The following is a 20,796-nucleotide window of genomic DNA, read 5'->3' on the forward strand; positions in this document are numbered from 1 at the left end:
ATCGATAGTACAGCGAACATACAAGTCCTGTGCTTTAATTAAACAATAACGTTCGAAAAACAATAATAATGACATCAGGAGTGGGAAATGAAGAGATTACTTATTCTTTTAGTCTTTGCTATGCCTGTCGTTTGTTCAGCGAACAGTTTACCGCTACTGAGCAGTTTGCCTTTGCTCCCCAGTCAAATCGATAGCTCTGCCCATAAGTTTTTTATCTCCACGCAAAGTGCATCGAGTGAAAGCTTTGATACTTGGACAGTAGACAGTGGTTATTCTTATAGCTTGTTTTCTGATGTGGATCTTTATGTCGGTACACGAATCAACACTGCTGCACTGAAATATGAGAGTGGATTCTTGAGTGGTGTTAGTTATCAGTTTTCCGAAAGAGTCTCTTTCAACAGCTCTCTACACACCTATAACAATGAAACAGAAGACAGTGATAAATCGGTAGCCGCAGAGCTTTCCAGCCGCGTGCAGCTAACCGACAATCTAGATATGCATGCCACCCTTGATTATGAAGAGTGGCAACAAGGTGTTGAGGTAGGATTAGGGTTTCGCTTCTAATCTATCCCACTTCTTTATTGATGAGCCCGTTAAGATTCAATCAACAATTCCGTTGAAATTAACACACCATTCCAATCGGCATAAATGTAATCACCGGGCTGAATCAGTTGATTGTGTATAGAGAGCGTCACATTCACTTGCCCAACACCGTGCTTCTCGGTTTTAAATGGAGAGGCTCCGAGAGCTTGAATACCAAGATCCATCTGCGCCATCATCGCAACATCACGCACCGCACCATTCACAATGACGCCTTCCCAACCATTTTCGATGGCTAGAATAGCCAATTGGTCGCCAAGTAACGCTTTTTGACACGAGCCATTACCGTCTACAACGAGTACTTTGCCGCAGCCATCGGTCTCTAAAACCTCACGAACCTTGGAATTATCGTGATAACAACGAACTGTTACAATTTTTCCCCAGAACGCACCACGCTGGCCGAAGTTCTGTAATGGCATATTCAGTAGCGTGACTTTGCTTTCAAACTCATCACATAAGTCAGGTGTTATATCGTGCATATATCCTCCGTGAGTAAGGCAAACCTATTAAGTCAGGTGAGCCTCTATGCTTTTATATATTATTAAAATTAATCCTTTGTTTTCATTGCTCTATGCCCAATTTAATACGAAATAAAAGTTGATTGAGCATATTTATCTACTAGACTCTAAGGATAGCTTTCAGCTTCCTTGGTTCATAGTCCGGTCTTTAGCAAGCAAGATGTGCGAAATATCTCGAATAATCATTCTTATTTTGGTGCTAAATAGTCACCATAACATTGGTTAAGTTGTAGCCATACTATTAAAGTTTGTTGCGATACGGCAATTGATGTAAATCAACAAAGTGAATGGAATTAACATTCTCGCGTTGTTAGCATGCTGTTAACATTATAGAATCCTCTTAAATCACTAAAAGAATGATTGAAAGGCGTACTGGATCTACGTTATTGGGCAATACTTCAAGGAAGGCAGATAGCTGGAAGTAAGTGTTTTTTTGAAAACTTTAAGTTATCATCAAAAATACATTACCTGTATGTTATGTTTTGCCTAGAATTTATTCTATTAGCACAGTTTCGTCACAAATTTAGGTACCGCCAAATGCAAACCCCGCAGATTCTTATCGTTGAAGATGAGCAAGTAACTCGTAACACTCTAAAGAGTATTTTTGAAGCAGAGGGATATGCTGTTTTTGAGGCTAGCGACGGTGAAGAGATGCACCAAGTGCTATCTGATAACCAAGTTAACCTTGTAATTATGGACATCAACCTTCCAGGTAAGAATGGCCTACTACTTGCGCGTGAACTACGTGAGCAAGCAAATGTAGCGCTTATGTTCTTAACTGGTCGTGATAATGAAGTTGATAAGATCCTTGGCCTAGAAATCGGCGCTGATGACTACATCACTAAGCCTTTCAACCCTCGTGAGCTGACTATCCGTGCACGTAACCTTCTTAACCGTTCAATGAGCACAAGCTCTGTTCAAGAAGAAAAGCGTAGCGTTGAGAAGTACGAGTTCAATGGTTGGGTACTAGATATCAACAGTCGTTCTCTGGTTAGCCCAGATGGCGAAGGCTACAAGCTACCTCGTTCAGAGTTCCGTGCTCTACTTCACTTCTGTGAGAACCCAGGTAAGATCCAAACACGTGCAGACCTTCTTAAGAAGATGACTGGCCGTGAGCTTAAGCCACACGATCGTACTGTAGACGTAACAATCCGTCGTATTCGTAAGCACTTTGAATCTGTTTCTGGTACACCAGAAATCATCGCGACGATTCACGGTGAAGGCTACCGCTTTTGTGGTGACCTAGAAGACTAATTCGATTCGCGCTTCTGGCCGTTTAGTTCTTGCCGTCGATTAGCACTTCTAAACCGATAGCACTCTAACCAGTTAGTACTTATAAACAGTTAGTACTTCTAGCAATCGAAGCGTGAACAATCGTTATTAAAAAGGGAGAATGCCAACGCATTCTCCCTTTTTTATTGTTCATTGTTCATTGTTCGCTAAGGTTTTAGTAAACCGTATCTACCTTCACGTCTTTCTCGACTAACCACTTCACGGTTTCGCCATCTTTGAGTTCAATCGCAACATCAACAGGCTTATCACTGTCGATCTCTAACTGCCATACAAAAGCGACTTCCCACTGCGTTTCACTATGTGTTCTTAAATCTAGATCGTCAGCAGTTACCAACAAGGTATCTGCACCCTGTTTAACCGTCACACTCTCAACCGCAAGTGTTGCTGGTAATTGTGAGTCAGACTCTAGGTAGATAGCACCATGCAAAGTCTTATCTTGAGCCTCCCCAATCGTAGGCATTTTGTTGTGCCACAGGTTGCTTTTCATTGTGACTGTCGCTGCAGATACTTCGACTTGATTATCTTGCTGCCATTCTACTTGTGGCGCAGAACAACCCGCTAATGCTACTACACATGCGGCAAATGCTAATTTTTTCATCATTCTTCTACCTTTGATTTAACCAACTCTTTAAGACTTCAATATCATTTTGGTATTCGTTATTTATTTCATCAACCCAATCTGAAATGTTCTCCCACCACGCAGGCATATCTGGAGATTGAGCTTTCTGAGCAACTTGCTGTATGCGTTTCAGGCCAATGGAACCTGCTGCACCTTTAATCTTGTGTGCCTCAGAAACGATACTGTCTTGATCTTTCGCAACCATATTGGAATTCAATATTTCCATATATTCCGGCATCATATCTTCAAACATCACGATACTATCCAAAACAGGTTTCGACCCGACAATGTCAACATAAGACTCTAGCATATCAATATCAAGCAAAGTGGTATCAATCGTTGAAAGAGCCGGCTTACTCGCTGTTACTTTCTCAACACCTGCTACTTTTTCAACATCCTTTACTGTATCAATGCCCTCGGCTTTCTCAATAACCTCTGGGGCATCCTCAATCAACTCGCTGATGACATCCTGGATTGCACGAACCGACAGTGGTTTACTGATCGCTTCATCCATGCCTTTCTGGAAATACTCTTGCTTATTGTTTAATACATTCGCGGTTAATGCCACCAAAGGCGGCAATTGGCTATATTTCTCGCGGTAGTATTGGGCAATGTCGAAACCAGTCATATCTGGTAACTGGATATCCAGTAATACCAAGTCATAATCTTTCGGGTTGAAAACGATTTGTGCCTCTTTACCCGTCATTACGACTGTCACTTCATGCCCTAGGCTTTCAAGTAAAGAACGAGCTACTGTGATATTGAGCTCAATGTCTTCGACCATGAAAATCTTAAGGTTGGACTGCTTTCTTGGCGTTTTGATCAAAGCCTGAGTATCGTGATTAACTGGAACTCGAATCGAAATCGTAAAGGTACTACCAAACCCCTCTTCACTGGTGACTTCAATGTGACCATCCATCATATTGATCAGCTGTTGAGATACAGCAAGACCAATTCCGGTACCGACAGCGTGTAAATTGTCTGTTCCCGACTTTACCTGATAGTACATCGCGAAGATCTTCTCGATTTCGCTTTCAGGGATACCAATCCCGGTATCTTCTACTTCCATCGTGATGTTGGCAAAGTCGCCATCAATTTCAGCGCTGACCGTCATCACGACACCACCATCTTTGGTGAACTTCATCGCGTTGCTTACAAGGTTCCACAATACCTGTCTAAGACGAGTACCATCCACCTCAACTGCAGATGGGAGATCGGACAATCTTTCTAGATCAAACCTCAACCCTTTCTGCTCTGCCATTAACGCAGAAATGCTTTCGATCTCAACAACGAAATCTTCAAAATTGATAGGGGTTGGGAATAGCTCAAGCTTACGGCGGTCGAACTTATCCATGTCGATAATATCGTTAAAGATATTACCCAGTGTCACCGCACTCACCTTGATGGTTTGCATCTGCTTACGCTGCTCGGTCGTCAGCTGGCTATCCAATAACATGCGGCTCAAGCCGATGATGCCATTGAGCGGTGTTCTTAACTCGTGGCTAATGGTTGAGATAAAGGTGGTCTTATCGCGACTGGCTTTCTCTAGTGATTCTTGGTGCTCTTTACGCTCGGTAATATCACGACCAAAACCAACCAAGCCAAGGTGGCGACCATCTTTACTGTAGAAAGGCACCTTACGCAGCTCGAAGTAACTCTTACGTCCATCGGGGTATTCAAGCCATTGGTCATAGGTCAAAGCTTGGTTGTCAGCAAAGACTTTCTTATCGGTTTCAACAACTTGCTGGGCTACCTCTTTGCTGTAGACATCCCAAGGCGTCAAACCAACTAGCTCTTTTTCTGTTTTGCCCGTGAGTTCTTCAACCGCTCGGTTGCAACCTGAAAACACACCATCTTCATTGCGATAATAAATGAGGTCAGGCGAGGCATCGATAAACGAACGCAACAGCGCCGTACGTTCTGCTAATTCAAGCTGAGTTCGCTCACGCTGAAACACTTCGTTCTCAAGATCATGCATTGCTTCTGCACGCGCTTCTTCGGCTTTTTCACGATCTTCAATTTCTTGGTTGAGCTTTTCGATATTGAGTTGCAGTTTATTGTTGAGTTCTTGATCTCGCTCTCGCATGTCACCCAGCTTAGAGACCAATTTAGCCAACCTTTGGCGAGACTCTTCCAGTTGATCGACCACGACTGAGAGAAAATAGACCGCCCAAGGTGTGATCACTAAACCGAAGAAAACCGAACGGACAATGTCGATATCATCAACATTACCTTTGAGTGCGAGGGTGATACCGACTTGTACAACAACAGCAAGGGCAACAAGCGCTAGGGCGAGTAAGATAGAAAAGCGGACAATCCCCAATTTTACGAGCAGATCCACGTAATACTGGGCAAGATTTTTCATGGGTTTCATTTAGCGCTCCACGCGATAAGACTAGCAACATTCTACCTTGTTTGAAGAAAGTAGGTAAGCTAGCTACATCACACGCAGCAAGAGATTAGCGGTAATATCGAAGGTTAATCAACCAATATTAATACTAACCAAGCAATATCAATACTAGCCAAGCCACATAAATATTAGCCAAGTAATATAAATGCTAAACAAGAAAAAGACGGAGTCACTAAGTTACCCATTCTATAAAGTTAGTGAATAGAGTATGGATGCACTATCGAACGATTTCGACCATCAGATTTCGCTTGATACAACGCACTGTCAGCCAAGGCAACAGCAGACTCCATTTCGTCATCAGGTGTTGGTATATAAGAGACAATACCAATACTCACCGTGATGGAGTCAGACACTGTAGACTTCTCATGAGCGAGTCCTAGTTTTTGCACTTCATCATGAATTCGACGAGCGACCATAAGCGCACCTTCTGTGGTTGTGTTTGGGAGAATAAAGCCAAACTCTTCACCACCGTACCGAGCCACGCAATCCGAAGAGCGATTCAACACCTGCTTAAAGGCTTGTGAAACCTGAATCAAAGCATCGTCTCCTTGTTGGTGTCCATAGAAATCGTTATAGCCTTTAAAGAAGTCGATATCACACAGCATGATCGTCAACGGCAACTTCTCACGCACATGATGATGCCACAATGTAGACAGCTGCTCATCGAAGCGACGTCGATTGGATACCTGAGTTAAACTATCCATAAAACTGAGGCGCTCAAGCTCTAAATTGGCTTCTTCAAGTTTCTGCTCGGCGAGGTAACGTTCTGTGATATCACGTGCCATGATCAGTACACCATTGGTACTCGATGCAGGGTCTCTAAAAGGCGACTTCACTACATCATACCAAGTAAACTCTCCATCACTTGAAACCAGTTTGTCGATGTAACGCAACGAGTTACCTTGATGAAGTACTTGGTGATCACTCTCTGATACGCGCATATAAATGCTATTTGGTACTACGTCTTGTAGACGTTTACCCACTAAGTCACTGACTTCAGAAATACCCAACGCTGCCACAAATGGCTTATTACACGCCTGGTAAACCATATTTTCGTTGAAGATACCAATCGAGTCAGGGCTCGCTTCCAAGATGTTTTGTAAAATGGTGTCACGTTGTGCAAGTGCAACTTCAGTATCTTTACGCTTTTCCATTTCCCCACGCAGTTGTTGCTGCATGTCATGCCAATCCGTCACATCGTGACTTATCGAGAGCGTACCTATGGTTTCCCCACTTTGCGAGAGCAAGACACTTTGATAGGTTTCAAGGAGACACCCCTTACCATCTTGGTCTGTGGTCCATGAGCGCTCACTGACACGACCTTTTAAGGCACCACTAGACACACTTAAAGTGCCCTCTTCAGGGCGACCATGCCAAAACTTTTTAAACGCACGATTACTCGCGACCAATTCACCCTTTTGATCGATGACATAGACCAACTCAGATAAAGAATCCAAAGCGGTACGAGCAACATTGAGATCACGAACCTCTTGGGAAATCTCTTCGTTGGTACTTTTATAAGGGGAAGCATGTATCATCCAAGCCTTTCTACTTCTAAAGTGGATCTTACGACCCACCAAGTTGATCTTAAAAGATTCAAATTCAGAAAGAACCCAGGACGAGAGATACTCAAACGTTCGAGAGTTGATGTGATCAGTGAGGTAATGACGAAAACTATTCTCAGCTTCCACTGTTGGAAAACGAAAGTGAGTACCGATTTGGCGGATACCAAGCAGCTGCATGGCTTGGCGATTGGCGTACAAGATCTCGCCACTTCGGATGTCAACAAAATAAAGAGGTGAAGGCGTAGCGAGAAGAAGCTGTTCAATATATGACTGGTAACGTAAATAAATATGCCAGCAGATGAGACCTATCAGCAATAGAACAACGATATATATACCGTAGCCATACGCCCTATCCCATAACCAAGTCATTACCAGTTCCATCTGCTCTCAATCTATGCTTATAAATTCTGTGAGGGAAATGTTACCACTATTTGTTGGTTTTATCTGCTGTTACCTACAGTCACCCATTCCTATCAATTGGTCGCGTTTAAAACAGGTTGCGTGTACTCGAATGCAAAGCCTGTTTTAATGCCTTGTGCGCCGGTTTTATCAAGCGAACGACCAATCTCAGTCATCGCCAACCAGCGGTTCTCACACCATAAAGGGGAGAGTAGTGTCGGGCGTCTCGCCGCAGAAGATACACGATGATAAACCACGTCCGCTGGTGTGCGTTGAATGATCTCACTCGCGATATCAATGTACTCCTCAAGGCTTGGTGCTTCTAGCTTTCCTGCCTTCCAGGCTTTAGCCATGGTACTGCCTTCAACAATATGAAGCCCGTGAAGCTTGATACCATCAGTGCCAGCCGCTAATACCTTATCTAGAGTTTCAAGGTTATCCGCTTTGGTTTCTTTGGGCAGGCCGACAATAAGGTGAGTACATACCTTGATTCCTAAAGCACGTGCGCGCTGGGTGATCGTTTCATACACAGTGAAATCGTGTCCGCGGTTAATTCGCTTGAGGGTTTTGTCATTGGCTGTTTGCAGGCCGAGCTCTAGCCAAATTTCGTAACCTTGCTTAACGTACTCCGCGAGCAGATCGAGTACCGCATCCGGCACACAGTCTGGTCTCGTGCCAACACAAAGGCCAACAATCTCTGCTCCAGGTGCTTTTAGAGCCTCTTCATACATATTCTTGAGTACCTGCACCTCAGCGTAAGTACTGGTGTACGCCTGAAAATAAGCAAGATACTTCTTGGCACGAGCGATTTCACCCGCACGATCTGTTAATTGATCAGCAATACTTTGAACTTGAGTTTGTTCATCGGCAAAAGAAGCTACGTTGCAGAAGGTACAACCGCCACGGCCAATTGTCCCGTCTCGGTTTGGGCAACTAAACCCACCGTGAAGTGTCAGCTTGTGAACCTTCTCGCCATAACGACGTTGGAGATCTTGGCCGATAGTATTAACTAACTCGTGTAATTGCATATTTTCAAAGCACTCAAGTAAATAAGAATGAATATCAGTCTTTTTTGAAAAAAAATTACATCCCTGCAAAATTCGACCAATTAGTTTACGCAAGGATTTTTGCGAGCAACCTATCAAATATCAATAAACATGCAAAAAATAAGCTCTATTTGCCTAATGTTGCACATTTGTTAGGCATTAAATTCAAAACAAAACGAAAAAAATGGTCTACATCGGTTAACTTTCATTGCAATTCGCCTAGACAAAATTGTAGGATACTTACACATATTGGCTATTTCTGAGTGTTTACTTACATCGAAAACTTGCCAATAAGTCGGTGATGTCCATACCCCACCTATATAAACCACTAGTTTGTGGTCAAAAACAAACGGATATCACTAAGGATTGTTTTTCTCGCAATACTTTTCCTGCGAGATACGGAAAGGATTCAAACCGCCAGCATAGGCAGGTTTAGACCCATAAATATAAAAGGACAAGGCTAACTTTATACAAAGAAGTTGCGCCTAGATTTAACTGGAAGGATGTATCTATGGTAGATCAAGAGCAGAACTCACAGGGTCTGTATACTCCTGAATTGGAGCATGACGCTTGTGGTATCGGTTTTGTTGCTCATCTTAAGAATCGCAAATCTCATGATGTAGTAACTCAAGCACTCGATATGCTTGCACGTATGGAACACCGTGGCGGCCAAGGCTGTGATCCGTGTTCTGGTGATGGTGCAGGTATCCTGCTACAGAAGCCACACGAATTCTTACTAGAAGAAGCCGTAAAGCTTGGAATTAAACTGCCATCTTTTGAAAAATATGGTGTTGGTGTTGTACTTTTCCCTAAGGATGAATACAAACGTGCACAGTGTCGTGACATTCTAGAACGCAATGCACAGCGCCTTGAGTTAGAAGTTATCGGTTACCGTGAACTTCCAACTGACAATTCAATGATTGGTGCTGACCCACTAAGCACTGAACCTCAATTTGAACACGTATTTATTTCTGGCGGCCCTGGTATCACACCAGAAGAGCTTGAGCGTAAACTGTATGTTCTACGTAACTACACTGTTCGTGTATGCCTAGAAAGCGTGTCAAACATCGGTGACGACTTCTACATCAACTCTATGTCTTACAAGACATTGGTGTACAAAGGTCAGCTAACAACAGAACAAGTTCCTCAGTACTTCCTAGACCTGCAAAACCCAACCATGGTGACAGCTCTAGCACTGGTACACTCTCGCTTCTCTACCAATACATTCCCTCGTTGGCGTCTGGCTCAGCCTTTCCGTTACATCGCGCATAATGGCGAAATCAATACGGTTCGCGGCAATCTAAACTGGATGAAAGCACGTGAAGCAATCCTAGAGTCGGATCTGTTTACACAAGCTGAAATCGACATGCTGCTTCCTATCTGTCAGGAAGGCAGCTCGGATTCATCAAACTTCGATATGGCACTTGAGCTACTTGTTCTTTCAGGTCGTACTCTGCCACACGCATTAATGATGATGATCCCTGAAGCATGGCAAGAAAACAAAAACATGGATCCAACTCGTCGTGCGTTCTACCAGTACCACGCGAACGTAATGGAACCATGGGATGGCCCGGCATCAGTATGTTTCACCGATGGTGTTCAAGTCGGTGCAACGCTTGACCGTAATGGTCTGCGCCCTTCTCGCTACACAGTGACAAAAGACGACTTCCTAGTAATGGCGTCTGAATCTGGCGTAGTTGAAATCGCACCAGAAAACGTTGAATACCGTGGTCGTCTACAGCCTGGTCGTATCTTCGTTGCTGACCTTGAGCAAGGCCGCATCATTTCTGACGAAGAAGTGAAAGACGGTATTGCTAAAGCACAACCCTACGAAAAATGGGTTGAAGAGAACCTTCTGAGCTTGAAAAAGCTACCGGATGCGAACAACGAATTTAACCAACCTTCTCCAGAAAAATTGCTTCATAAACAACAATCGTTTGGTGTGAGCTCTGAAGAAGTAAACGAAATCATACTACCTCTTGCGAAAACAGGCTACGAGCCACTTTCTGCAATGGGCGCTGACTGGCCGCTAGCGATTCTTTCTCATCAATCGCAGCACCTTTCAAACTACTTCAAGCAATTATTTGCACAAGTAACAAACCCGCCAATCGATCCGATTCGTGAGCGTATGGTTATGTCTCTGAACACTTACCTAGGTAAGGATCAGAACCTACTTGCTGAAACGCCTGAACACTGTCAAAAAGTAGAACTTGAATCTCCAGTTCTGTCTAACTCTGAGTTAGAGAAGCTACGTGCAATCGATAACGAGCACCTTCAAGCGAAGACGCTGGATATCGTATTCCAAGCAAACGGAGACAACGGTAAGTTAGAGCGCGCACTTAAGCGTATCTGCCAATACGCAGAAGACGCTGTGATTGATGGCTACTCTATCATCCTACTGACAGACCGTGCGGTTAACTCTACCCACGCCGCTATTCCAGCAATGCTGGCAGTTGGCGCGGTTCACCACCATCTTATCCGTAAAGGTCTAAGAGCTAAGTGTGACATTGTTGTTGAAACGGGCGATGCTCGTGAGACACACCACTTTGCAACGCTTATCGGCTACGGTGCGAACGCAGTTAACCCATACCTAGTTATTGAAACGATTGTTGAACTGCAACGTACGAAGAAGCTAGATCCAAACGCACACCCGCGTGAGTTATTCGATAACTACCGTAAAGGTGTCAACGGCGGTCTACTGAAGATCTTCTCTAAGATGGGGATCTCTACGCTACAGTCTTACCACGGTGCACAAATCTTTGAAGCACTTGGTGTAAGCAAGTCAGTGGTTGAAAAATACTTCACTGGTACTGTTTCTCGTATCCAAGGTCTAACGATCGATGATATCGCACGAGAAGTGCTAGTTCGTCACCGTGTTGGTTACCCAGCTCGTGAAATCCCAGCTCAGATCCTTGATGTTGGCGGTGTTTACCAGTGGAAACAACGTGGTGAGAAGCACCTATTCAACCCTGAAACCATTTCTCTACTTCAAGAGTCGACGCGTAACAAAGATTACGGTCAATTCAAGAAGTACGCAAAAGCAGTCGATGACCAAGGCGACAACGCAGCAACGCTACGTAGTCAACTGGATTTCATCAAGAACCCTGCAGGCTCTATTCCTCTAGCGGAAGTAGAACCCATCGAGAACATCCTTAAGCGTTTCGCAACCGGCGCAATGAGCTTTGGTTCAATCTCACATGAGGCTCACTCAACACTGGCTGTTGCAATGAACCGCATTGGCGCGAAGTCAAACTCAGGTGAAGGTGGTGAAGATCCAGCTCGTTTCGAACGTAAAGAAAACGGTGACTGGGAGCGTTCAGCAATCAAACAGGTGGCTTCTGGTCGCTTTGGTGTAACGTCTTACTACCTATCTAACGCTGATGAGCTGCAAATCAAGATGGCTCAAGGTGCGAAACCTGGCGAAGGTGGTCAACTACCTGGTGATAAGGTTGATGATTGGATCGGTGCAACACGTCACTCGACTCCGGGCGTAGGTCTTATTTCTCCACCGCCACACCACGATATCTACTCAATCGAAGATTTGGCTCAGCTGATCTACGATCTGAAAAACGCGAACCGTAACGGCCGTGTAAACGTGAAGCTAGTTTCGGAAGCAGGTGTAGGTACGATTGCATCAGGTGTAGCAAAAGCGAAAGCTGACGTAGTACTTATCGCAGGTTTTGATGGTGGTACGGGTGCATCTCCTATGTCTTCTATCCGTCACACAGGTCTGCCTTGGGAACTGGGTCTAGCGGAAACGCACCAAACACTACTGAAAAACGGCCTACGTAACCGTATCGTTGTTCAGTCTGATGGTCAGATGAAAACACCTCGTGACCTTGCAGTTGCAACACTGCTTGGCGCTGAAGAATGGGGCGTAGCAACAGCAGCACTTGTTGTTGAAGGCTGTATCATGATGCGTAAGTGTCACAAGAATACATGTCCTGTTGGTATCGCAACACAAAACAAGACCCTGCGTGAGCGTTTCGACGGCCGCGTAGAAGACGTAGTAACGTTCTTCCAATACATGGCAGAAGGTCTGCGTGAAGTAATGGCTGAACTGGGCTTCCGCTCTATTGATGAGATGGTTGGTCAATCGCACAAACTTAAAGTTCGTGATGACATCGGTCACTGGAAGTACAAGAACCTAGATCTAACACCAGTACTGCATATTGAGCAGGCTCGTGCAGAAGATGGTATCTACAACCAGACAACACAGAATCATAATCTTGAAGACGTTCTAGACCGTAAGTTGATTCAGGCTGCAATCCCAGCGCTTGAGAAAGGTGAAGCGGTTACCGCTCAGTTCCCTATCATCAACACGGACCGTTCAGCAGGCACGATGCTGTCGAACGAAATCTCGAAAGTTTACAAAGACCAAGGTTTACCACAACCAATGAACGTTAAGTTCTACGGTAGTGCTGGCCAATCTTTCGGAGCGTTCCTTGCGAAAGGCGTAAAATTCGAAGTAGAAGGCGACGCGAACGATTACTGGGGTAAAGGTCTGTCTGGCGGTACGTTGGTACTGTACCCAGATGCGAAATCTTCTATCGTTGCGGAAGATAATATCGTGGTGGGTAACGTATGTTTCTACGGTGCAACCTCAGGTGAATCTTTCATTCGCGGTATGGCTGGCGAACGTTTCTGTGTTCGTAACTCAGGTGCGAAGGTTGTAGTTGAAGGTGTTGGTGACCACGGTTGTGAATACATGACAGGTGGCGCGGCAATTATCCTTGGCTCAACGGGTCGTAACTTTGCTGCAGGTATGAGTGGCGGTGTCGCTTATGTTTGGGATAAAGCAGGCGACTTCGAAACCAAGCTCAACGCAGAACTGGTAGACCTAGATCCAATTGAACAAGAAGATAAAGATCTTCTACTAGATATGCTAACGAAGCATGTTGAATTCACAGGAAGTGAAGTTGCTCAGTCTTTCCTAGACAACTTTGAAGTAAGTGTCGCATCACTAGTTAAAGTAATGCCACGCGACTACAAAGCAGTTCTTGAGAAGCGTAAAGCTGAAGCACAACAGGCACAAACGGAAGAAGTGGAGGCAGTATAATGGGTAAGCCTACTGGATTTTTAGAACACGGTCGTGAGCTTCCAAAAAAGCTCGATCCGTCAGTTCGAATTGAAGACAACAAAGAGTTCGTACTTAACGAAGAGTTTGGTGAAAAGATCAATACTCAAGCCTCTCGTTGTATGGACTGTGGCGTACCTTTCTGTCACAGCGGTTGTCCGATTGGTAACATCATCCCAGAATTCAATGATGCGGTTTACCGTGACAGCTGGGAAGAAGCTTGGAACATTCTAAGCTCTACCAATAACTTCCCTGAATTTACAGGTCGTGTGTGCCCTGCTCCTTGTGAAAGCGCTTGTGTTCTTGGTATCAACCAAGACCCAATCACTATCTGTAATATCGAGAAAACAATTGTAGAAACTGCGTACCGTGAAGGGTACGCAAAACCTAAGACACCACGCTCACGTACGGGTAAAACAGTTGCGGTTATCGGTTCAGGTCCTGCAGGCTTAGCCGCAGCTGAGCAACTAAACAGTGCCGGTCACTCTGTGACGGTATTTGAACGTGACGAGAAAGTCGGTGGCCTACTGCGTTTCGGTATCCCAGATTTCAAACTGGGTATGGATGTGATTGATCGTAAGATCAACCTAATGGCTGAAGCTGGCGTTGAGTTTAAAGTGAACCAACACATCGGTGTTGATGTTAATGCTCAACAGCTACGCCAAGAGTTTGATGTGGTATTGCTAACGGGTGGTTCTACGGTTCCACGTGACTTGCCAATCCCAGGTCGTGAGCTGAAAGGCGTTCACTTTGCCATGGAATTCCTTGGTCAAAACAACCGCCGTGCCAACGACTTAGACCTAAAAACAGAAGAGCTTCACGCTAAAGATAAGCACATTGTGGTTATCGGTGGTGGTGATACGGGTTCTGACTGTGTGGGTACATCAAACCGTCATAAAGCAGCAAGCATTACTCAGGTTGAGATCATGCCGATCCCACCAGAGAAGCGCCCTGCTAATATGCCTTGGCCTCAATACCCAATGATCATGAAGACCACCACTTCTCACGAAGAGGGTTGTGAACGTCATTGGAACATCCTGACTAAAGAGTTCATCTCTGACGATAACGGTAATGTAACCGGACTTCGCATTGCTGACATCGTTTGGCAAGATGCGAAACCAGGTGAACGTCCAAGTTTTGATGAAGTAGCAAACTCTGAACGTGTTATCCGTTGTGATATGGCATTTCTAGCGATGGGCTTCTTACACCCAGAACCAACAGGTGTACTGGCTCAGCTAGACATTAAACTGGATGAACGCGGCAACGTGGCCTCTGAAGGTTATGCGACCAACCAAAAAGGCGTTTTCGCTGCTGGTGATATGCGTACTGGCCAGTCTCTGGTTGTACGTTGTATTAATGAAGGTCGTGAATGTGCAATTGCCATTGATGACTTCTTAATGGGTAACTCAAACTTAGAAGCGAAAGCTGATTCACTCATGCTTTCCGCATAATATTTCTCGGGCTAATGTCGTTGACGTTAGCCTAGGGAAAAAGCAACACCCTTCCTAACTTTTATATTTGGCTAGCACTCGATGCTAGCCTTTTTTCTATCTGGCCTTCCACTCTTTCTCAATCACTCCAGCAGTGCATGTTAAATCCCGTTAACATCTAGCTTTTATATCTCATTGATCTTCATCGACTATTTTAGATTATTACGTGGCTAATCGCGTTTACACATGATAATTAACCATGAACTTGACCTTAAACACAATTAGCTATACGTTGTAAAGCTGATGAAAATAAAACCAATCGGTTTTGTTAACACAACCAATAACGTTTTAGCTAGCTAAAAACAAACTATCAGTTTATATAAGAACAAGTTCATAAAAAATAACAAGTACATGAATAGTTAGTCATTTACTGTCTGGATGACAGCGAAGCAAAAGGGAGAATTGCAATGGCTCTATATGATCCTAGTCTTGAAAAAGACAACTGTGGATTTGGTTTAATAGCGCAAATGGAAGGCCAACCGAGTCATAAGTTGGTACGAACTGCTATTTCAGCCCTCGATCGCATGACACACCGTGGTGGTATCGCTGCGGATGGTAAAACCGGAGATGGCTGTGGCTTATTGCTACAGAAGCCCGACTCTTATCTCAGAATTATTGCTGAAGAGAATAACTTCAAGCTCGGCAAGCAATACGCTGTCGGCATGATTTTTTTCAGCCAAGACCCAATCAAAGCGCAATCGGCGCAAGACATCGTCAATAAAGAGCTCGCTCAAGAGACTTTAACCGTAGCGGGCTGGCGTATCGTGCCAACCAACACCGACGTATTAGGCCCAATCGCCAAAGATTCTGTTCCCAATATTCAGCAAGTGTTTATCTCGGCCCCTGCGGGTTGGCGTGAACGCGATATCGAACGACGCCTATACATCGCTCGTCGTCGAATTGAAAAGCAGATTACCGAAGACAAAGATTTCTATATTTGTAGCCTGTCGACTCAAGTCATGGTCTACAAAGGCTTGTGTATGCCCGCCGATCTTCCGCGATTTTACCTCGATCTTGCTGACTTACGTATGGAATCAGCAATATGTCTGTTCCACCAGCGTTTCTCAACTAACACACAACCGCGTTGGCCATTGGCTCAACCATTCCGTTATTTGGCGCACAATGGTGAGATCAATACCATTGAGGGTAACCGCCAATGGGCCAAGGCTCGTGCCTATAAATTCTCTTCACCGCTGCTGCCCGATTTACAAACGGCCGCACCTTTTGTGAATGAGACAGGATCAGACTCCTCAAGCTTAGACAACATGCTCGATCTATTCCTTGCCGGTGGTATGGATGTGTTCCGAGCGATGCGTATGCTTGTGCCGCCCGCTTGGCAAAACCACCCAGACATGGATCCTGAGCTTCGTGCCTTTTACGATTTCAACTCCAAGCACATGGAACCGTGGGATGGTCCTGCGGGTATCGTACTGTCTGACGGCCGTTATGCTGCATGCAACCTCGACAGAAACGGATTACGCCCTGCTCGCTATGTGATCACAAAAGACAACCTAATCACCTTGGCTTCTGAAGTCGGTATCTGGAATTATGCGCCAGACGAAGTGGCAGAGAAAGGACGTGTTGGCCCTGGTGAACTGCTCGTTATTGATACGCGTCGCGGTAAGCTATGGCAGTCGAACGAGATCGACAATGATCTTAAAGGCCGTCACCCATATAAAGAGTGGATGGATAAAAACGTTCACAAATTAACACCGTTTTCCGCACTAGCAGATGACCAAGTCGGTAAGCGTAATTTTGATGATGACACCCTAAAGACCTATCAAAAACAGTTTGCAATGAGCAACGAAGAGTCAGACCAAGTACTGCGCGTACTCGGTGACATGGGACAAGAAGCGGTCGGCTCGATGGGCGACGATACACCAATGGCAGTACTGTCTTCGAAAGAGCGCCTCATTACCGACTATTTCCGTCAGAAGTTTGCTCAAGTAACCAATCCACCGATTGACCCTTTGCGTGAAAAACACGTTATGTCTCTGGCAACCAGCATCGGCCAAGAGATGAATGTGTTCTGTGAAACCGATGGGCATGCTTACCGTGTGACGTTTGATTCACCCGTTCTGCTTTATTCTGATATGCAGCAACTTCTGCAGTTAAATCAAAAGCATTATGGCCATACGATTCTTAGCATGCACTATGACCCAGCAGAAAAAGATCTCGAACAAGCCATCAACGACTTGTGTGATCGTGCGGTTCAAGATGTACGTGACGGCGCCGTTTTGGTTGTGCTTTCAGACAAAGCTTTAGAGAAAGGTAAGCTACCCGTTCCGGCAGCCATGGCGGTCGGTGCGGTGCAAACTAGACTTGCAGACACCAACCTGCGTTGTGATGCTAACATCGTGGTTGAAACAGCAACCGCACGTGACCCACACCAATTTGCCGTACTGCTTGGCTTCGGCGCAACCGCGGTTTACCCGTATCTCGCTTATGAAGCTCTGGGCAAAATGTTGGACGAGGGTTCATTAGATAAAGACTATCGCACTGCATTGCAAAATTACCAAAACGGCATCAACAAAGGTCTGTATAAGATCATGTCGAAGATGGGTATATCGACAATTGCTTCGTATCGCTGCTCGCAGTTATTTGAGGCGGTCGGCTTACATACCGATGTCGTTGATTTGTGTTTCCGTGGCGTAACGACTCGTATCCAAGGCGCTAGCTTTAGCGACTTCCAACAAGATATCTATAATCTATCTCGTAAAGCATGGACTAAGCGTAAACCACTGGAACATGGTGGCTTACTCAAATATGTACATGGCGGCGAATACCACGCGTACAACCCAGATGTAGTCAGTACCTTGCAAACCGCCGTAAAGACAGGTGAAACCTCAGATTATCAATCTTTTGCGAAGCAAGTTAATGCTCGTCCTGCTGCTATGCTACGCGACTTAATGAGCCTCAAAAAAGCCGATCAACCTCTGCCACTAGAACAAGTCGAGCCAAGTAGCGATCTCTTTAAACGCTTCGACTCGGCAGCCATGTCGATTGGTGCCTTGAGCCCAGAAGCGCACGAAGCACTGGCCATGGCGATGAACCGCTTGGGTGGTTACTCCAACTCTGGTGAAGGTGGTGAAGATCCACGACGCTTTGGTACTGATCGTAACTCCCGTATCAAGCAGATAGCTTCCGGTCGTTTTGGTGTGACGCCACATTACTTAACCAATGCGGATGTTTTACAAATCAAAGTCGCACAAGGTGCGAAGCCAGGAGAAGGCGGTCAACTACCGGGCCATAAAGTCACGGCAGAAATCGCTAAGCTGAGATACTCAGTTCAAGGCGTGACTCTGATCTCTCCTCCTCCACATCACGATATTTATTCTATCGAGGATCTGGCGCAGCTGATTTTCGACCTTAAGCAAGTTAACCCTAAAGCCTTGGTTTCAGTAAAGTTAGTATCTGAACCGGGTGTAGGCACCATTGCTACGGGTGTAGCGAAAGCTTATGCCGACTTGATTACGATCTCCGGTTACGACGGTGGTACCGCGGCAAGCCCGCTGACTTCAGTGAAATACGCAGGTTGTCCTTGGGAGCTTGGCTTAGCCGAGACTCAACAAGCACTAGTTGCCAACGGACTTCGTCATAAGATCCGTCTGCAAGTCGATGGTGGTTTAAAAACCGGCCTCGACGTCATTAAAGGCGCGATTTTAGGTGCAGAGAGCTTTGGTTTTGGTACCGCACCAATGGTCGCCATGGGTTGTAAGTTCTTAAGAATTTGTCACCTAAACAACTGTGCAACGGGTGTTGCGACTCAAGATGAAACACTACGCCGTGAATACTTCAAAGGCCTGCCAGACATGGTGGTGAACTACTTTACCGGCCTAGCCGATGAAGTTCGCCAGTACCTTGCAGAACTTGGCGTAGAGAAACTTACTGATCTGATTGGTCGTACTGACTTGCTTGAAGCCGTTCAAGGCCTCACTGCGAAACAGAGCAAACTGGATCTCTCTTCAATACTCGAAGCTCCAGTATCTCCAGAAGGTCACCCACTGTTTTGGACCGAGCCAAACGCACCATTTGATAAGGCTCAGCTCAACCAACAGATCCTTGATGATGCAATTGATGCGATTGAGAAACGTCAATCCACCAGCCTTTACTACAACGTGATCAACACCGATCGCTCGATTGGTGCTCGTATCTCTGGTGAAATTGCCAAACGTTACGGTAACCAAGGTATGGCTGGCTCACCAATTAAGTTGTATCTCGATGGTACAGCAGGCCAATCCTTTGCAGTTTGGAACGCCGGAGGCGTCGAGCTATATCTGACAGGTGATGCCAATGACTATGTCGGCAAAGGCATGGCGGGCGGTAAGGTGGTTATCAAACCTCACCAAGGCACTGCATTTGTTTGTAACGAAGCGACCATCATAGGTAACACTTGTTTGTATGGTGCGACCGGAGGCAAGCTATTTGCAGCAGGTACTGCAGGCGAACGATTTGGCGTGCGTAACTCAGGCACCGTTGCCGTGATTGAAGGTGCAGGTGACAATGCCTGTGAATACATGACCGGTGGTATTGTTGCCATTCTTGGCGCAACCGGAGTGAACTTCGGCGCCGGTATGACAGGTGGGTTTGCTTATGTGATGGACAAGAATGAAGACTTCCAAGGCCGTGTAAACAACGAGTCGGTCGAAGCACTTTCTCTGTCTGACCTATTTATCCACCAAGAACACCTGCGCGGCTTGATTGCAGAGCACTTAGAAGAGACTGGCTCAGTACACGCTGAAGCTATTCTGGCGAACTTTGATGAATGGATTCCAAAGTTCTACCTAGTGAAGCCGAAGACGGCGGATCTCAACACCTTGCTCGGTCACCAAAGCCGCAGCTCTGCTGAACTTCGTGTTCAAGCGCAATAATTGGAAGGAGCCAATCATGAGCCAGAATGTATACCAATTTATTGATGTGAATCGCGTAGACCCAGCGAAGAAACCAATCAAGATACGTAAGATTGAGTTTGTAGAGATCTACGAACCTTTCACGAAACAACAAGCTAAGGCACAGGCCGACCGCTGTTTAGACTGTGGTAACCCCTACTGTGAATGGAAATGTCCTGTTCATAACTACATCCCTCAGTGGCTTAAGCTTGCCAATGAAGGACGCATTATCGAAGCGGCTGAACTGTCCCACCAAACCAACAGCTTACCTGAGGTGTGTGGACGAGTTTGCCCTCAGGATCGACTGTGCGAAGGATCTTGTACCCTCAATGATGATTTCGGCGCAGTAACCATCGGCAACATTGAAAAATACATCAATGACAAAGCGTTTGAGATGGGCTGGAAGCCAGACATGTCTCACGTTGAATGGACCGACAAAAAGGTCGCGATCATCGGGGCTGGCCCAGCAGGTCTTGCTGCCGCTGATATCTTAGTTCGAAACGGTGTGAAGGCCGTGGTATTTGACCGCTACCCCGAGATCGGTGGCCTGCTGACGTTTGGTATCCCATCGTTCAAGCTTGAGAAAGGCATCATGGAAAACCGTCGCCGTATCTTTAGTGGAATGGGCGTGGAATTTAAGATGAATACCGAAGTCGGTAAAGATGTTCAACTGCAACAACTGGTCGATGACTATGATGCTGTTTTCTTGGGTGTCGGCACCTATAAAAATATGCGTGCTGGGTTAGACAACGAAGAAGCACCGGGCGTTTATGATGCCCTACCATTTCTTGTTTCCAACACCTACAAGGTCATGGAGCTGGATAACCCAACGCCATTCATCGACATGAAAGGCAAAAAAGTGGTTGTGCTTGGTGGTGGTGATACAGCCA

The 20,796-nt window shown here is 45.6% G+C and carries 11 protein-coding genes; 6 read left to right on the forward strand and 5 right to left on the reverse strand.

Going from position 1 to position 20,796, the window contains the following annotated elements; genetic code table 11:
* The first annotated feature begins 87 nt into the window (after positions 1 to 87).
* Complete coding sequence (locus AB4653_RS04490) at positions 88 to 564, forward strand: hypothetical protein (protein WP_009848411.1); 477 nt, start codon at positions 88 to 90, stop codon at positions 562 to 564.
* 29 nt (positions 565 to 593) lie between these two features.
* Here AB4653_RS04490 and AB4653_RS04495 read toward each other — a convergent pair whose 3' ends face one another.
* On the reverse strand, positions 594 to 1,079 hold the full coding sequence (locus tag AB4653_RS04495; RefSeq protein WP_017098326.1) for a putative 4-hydroxy-4-methyl-2-oxoglutarate aldolase: 486 nt from the start codon (positions 1,077 to 1,079) through the stop codon (positions 594 to 596).
* A gap of 576 nt (positions 1,080 to 1,655) precedes the next feature.
* Here AB4653_RS04495 and arcA point away from each other — a divergent pair.
* Positions 1,656 to 2,372 (forward strand): two-component system response regulator ArcA, encoded by a 717-nt coding sequence (gene arcA, locus AB4653_RS04500; protein WP_004741534.1) that lies wholly within the window; start codon positions 1,656 to 1,658, stop codon positions 2,370 to 2,372.
* Between the two features lie 193 nt (positions 2,373 to 2,565).
* Here arcA and AB4653_RS04505 read toward each other — a convergent pair whose 3' ends face one another.
* From AB4653_RS04505 to AB4653_RS04520, 4 genes are all read right to left on the reverse strand, one after another.
* Positions 2,566 to 3,009 carry a hypothetical protein gene (locus AB4653_RS04505; protein ID WP_012603236.1) on the reverse strand — a complete coding sequence of 148 codons (444 nt, stop codon included), beginning with the start codon at positions 3,007 to 3,009 and terminating at the stop codon, positions 2,566 to 2,568.
* A 7-nt stretch (positions 3,010 to 3,016) separates the two neighbouring features.
* Positions 3,017 to 5,404 carry an aerobic respiration two-component sensor histidine kinase ArcB gene (gene arcB / locus AB4653_RS04510; protein WP_009848408.1) on the reverse strand — a complete coding sequence of 796 codons (2,388 nt, stop codon included), beginning with the start codon at positions 5,402 to 5,404 and terminating at the stop codon, positions 3,017 to 3,019.
* Positions 5,405 to 5,634: 230 nt separating this feature from the next.
* The gene (locus tag AB4653_RS04515) at positions 5,635 to 7,386 is read right to left on the reverse strand and encodes a diguanylate cyclase (protein ID WP_012603234.1); all 1,752 of its coding nucleotides are present in this window, start codon (positions 7,384 to 7,386) and stop codon (positions 5,635 to 5,637) included.
* A 92-nt stretch (positions 7,387 to 7,478) separates the two neighbouring features.
* Positions 7,479 to 8,432 carry a TIGR01212 family radical SAM protein gene (locus AB4653_RS04520; protein ID WP_009848406.1) on the reverse strand — a complete coding sequence of 318 codons (954 nt, stop codon included), beginning with the start codon at positions 8,430 to 8,432 and terminating at the stop codon, positions 7,479 to 7,481.
* 529 nt (positions 8,433 to 8,961) lie between these two features.
* Between AB4653_RS04520 and gltB (AB4653_RS04525) the strand changes: the two genes are divergently transcribed.
* The 4 genes from gltB (AB4653_RS04525) to AB4653_RS04540 all read left to right on the forward strand — a co-directional run.
* Complete coding sequence (gltB, locus tag AB4653_RS04525) at positions 8,962 to 13,509, forward strand: glutamate synthase large subunit (RefSeq protein WP_009848405.1); 4,548 nt, start codon at positions 8,962 to 8,964, stop codon at positions 13,507 to 13,509.
* Positions 13,509 to 14,978, forward strand: a complete 1,470-nt coding sequence (locus AB4653_RS04530; RefSeq protein ID WP_009848404.1) for a glutamate synthase subunit beta — start codon at positions 13,509 to 13,511, stop codon at positions 14,976 to 14,978. Before gltB (AB4653_RS04525) ends, AB4653_RS04530 begins: the two co-directional genes overlap by 1 nt.
* A 446-nt stretch (positions 14,979 to 15,424) precedes the next feature.
* Positions 15,425 to 19,888: a glutamate synthase large subunit gene (gltB, locus tag AB4653_RS04535; RefSeq protein ID WP_102257733.1), complete on the forward strand. Its 4,464-nt coding sequence runs from the start codon at positions 15,425 to 15,427 to the stop codon at positions 19,886 to 19,888.
* Positions 19,889 to 19,904: 16 nt separating this feature from the next.
* On the forward strand, positions 19,905 to 20,796 hold an 892-nt coding region (locus tag AB4653_RS04540; RefSeq protein ID WP_372103433.1), incomplete at its 3' end, for an FAD-dependent oxidoreductase.

Origin of the sequence: Vibrio sp. 10N.222.48.A3, from assembly GCF_041475345.1 — a bacterium.
Lineage (GTDB): Bacteria > Pseudomonadota > Gammaproteobacteria > Enterobacterales > Vibrionaceae > Vibrio > Vibrio tasmaniensis_A.

Excerpts from the sequence above, each read along its gene's own strand:
- AB4653_RS04505 (WP_012603236.1), bottom strand. The coding sequence starts at position 3,009 with ATGAAAAAATTAGCATTTGCCGCATGTGTAGTAGCATTAGCGGGTTGT.
- gltB (WP_009848405.1), top strand. The coding sequence starts at position 8,962 with ATGGTAGATCAAGAGCAGAACTCACAGGGTCTGTATACTCCTGAATTG.
- AB4653_RS04530 (WP_009848404.1), top strand. The coding sequence starts at position 13,509 with ATGGGTAAGCCTACTGGATTTTTAGAACACGGTCGTGAGCTTCCAAAA.
- arcB (WP_009848408.1), bottom strand. The coding sequence starts at position 5,404 with ATGAAACCCATGAAAAATCTTGCCCAGTATTACGTGGATCTGCTCGTA.
- arcA (WP_004741534.1), top strand. The coding sequence starts at position 1,656 with ATGCAAACCCCGCAGATTCTTATCGTTGAAGATGAGCAAGTAACTCGT.
- AB4653_RS04490 (WP_009848411.1), top strand. The coding sequence starts at position 88 with ATGAAGAGATTACTTATTCTTTTAGTCTTTGCTATGCCTGTCGTTTGT.
- gltB (WP_102257733.1), top strand. The coding sequence starts at position 15,425 with ATGGCTCTATATGATCCTAGTCTTGAAAAAGACAACTGTGGATTTGGT.
- AB4653_RS04495 (WP_017098326.1), bottom strand. The coding sequence starts at position 1,079 with ATGCACGATATAACACCTGACTTATGTGATGAGTTTGAAAGCAAAGTC.
- AB4653_RS04515 (WP_012603234.1), bottom strand. The coding sequence starts at position 7,386 with ATGGAACTGGTAATGACTTGGTTATGGGATAGGGCGTATGGCTACGGT.
- AB4653_RS04520 (WP_009848406.1), bottom strand. The coding sequence starts at position 8,432 with ATGCAATTACACGAGTTAGTTAATACTATCGGCCAAGATCTCCAACGT.